At 75.5% G+C, this 1,069-nt stretch carries 1 protein-coding gene; it reads left to right on the top strand.

The features are described 5' to 3' along the window. Positions 1–175: 175 nt before the first annotated feature. A partial coding sequence (locus ACWGH4_RS35355; RefSeq protein ID WP_453468027.1) for a S1 family peptidase occupies positions 176–1,069 on the top strand: 894 nt, incomplete at its 3' end.

Here is a 1,069-nt window from a genome sequence, read left to right as displayed (position 1 = left end):
CGGCTTCGCCGTCCGCCCCACGGTCCCCCCTCGATTCCCCCGCACAGTGTCTATCCACCCAGGCCCCTGGATTCACCCCTTCGAGCAGGCGCTCGGAGTGAACCGGGGTGCACTGGGGGGCGCGTTCGAGATCCGCGCTTCTCTTCTTGATCATCGTCTGCCTAACGTCGTCCGTATGGGACGCGCTGACCTGGCAACTTTGGTACGGATCTGCGATCCGGCCGGTCGGCCGTACGGCACCGGCTTCGTCGCCGACGACCTCGGCACGGTCGTGACCGGGCATGACGTGGTCCATGGCCTTCCCCGGCCCGTCGTCCGGCCCCTGGACGGCGGCGGACCCGCGATCGAGGCCGACTCCGTCACCCCGCTGCCCGGCAGTGGCCTCGCCCTCCTGCACACGAGCGGCCTTGGCGTCGTGCCCCTGCCGATCGGGGCGCGCGAACGCGTGGAGCCGGGCACGTACGTGCGCCTCGTGGCGGGCGGCTGGCGTGAGGCGCGCGTACTCGCCACCACTCACGGCGTCCTGGAGCTCGCCATCGGCACGGACGGCAGCGACGCCCTGCGCCTCGTGGGCGGAGCCACCGGCGGGCCTGTGCTCGACGCGGCGACCGGGGCGGTCCTCGGCGTGCTCGCCGCCCCACCGCCGCCGGGCACGGCCACCTCCGGCGTACTCGCGCACCCCTTGGGCACCGCACGCTCCGAGCCGCACGCCGAGCTCCTGCGCAGGAACGCCGCCACCGCGCCCGCGTACGGACCGGACCTCAACCTGGCCGCGGTACTGGAGCTGACCGCGACCTCGCTCGCCCAGGCCGCCGCTCCGGATGCATGGCCGGAGCCCGTCCCGCGGCCCGACATCGCGGAGGAGTTCGCGGCGTTCACCGCGAACGACGGCGCGGCTCTGGTCCTCGGACTGGCCGGCGCACCCGGCACGGGCCGTACGACGGAACTGCGCGCGCTCGCCGCACGCCGCGCCCAGGGGTCGCGGCCCGCGCCCACCCTGTGGCTGCGCGGCGCCGACGTCCGGGCCGGCGACACCCGCCTGGCCGACGCCGTGGCCCGCGCGCTGCGC

It is taken from the genome of Streptomyces sp. NPDC054847, assembly GCF_053610925.1.
This window is presented reverse-complemented; position numbering and strand designations above follow the sequence as displayed.